At 55.6% G+C, this 408-nt stretch carries 1 protein-coding gene; it reads right to left on the bottom strand.

What is annotated here, in order from left to right:
- Positions 1-408, bottom strand: a 408-nt coding sequence (locus tag AC1D0P_RS30810) for a PIN domain-containing protein (protein WP_477680202.1), incomplete at both ends; no start/stop codon positions are given.

Raw genomic sequence — 408 nt, 5'->3', positions numbered from 1 at the left:
ATGCCGATGAAGTCGGACTCCGAGACACGTGACCTGCTCAAATTCCGGCGCGCATTCGCGATTGAGCCAGCTAGCCGGTCTGGAATCTGTTCATAGAGACTGATCAAGAACGTATCCGGCGTTTGGGGCACTAAATTATGCTTCGTTAGTTCGGAGACTGGGAAATCACGCAAGTTCCAAGTGATGATCATCGATGCATTGGCCTCGATGGCCGCCGCAACAACATGCCGATCATTGGGATCGGGGAGGTTGATCGCCTGGATGTGCTTTTCATATCCAGCGATTGTGGCTTCCGGCAGCGCGACATTCATGAGGCGCTTCGTGGCCTCCAGGCGATCGCTCGAAAGGCCCGGCGTGTTGGAAATGAGGTTCCGCATCCACTCATCGTGGATCGCATCGGTCCAGCGC

The sequence above is a fragment of the Polaromonas sp. P1_G2 genome (assembly GCF_056405515.1).
Note: the sequence above shows the minus strand (reverse complement) of the source record. Positions and strands in the feature narration are given on the sequence as shown.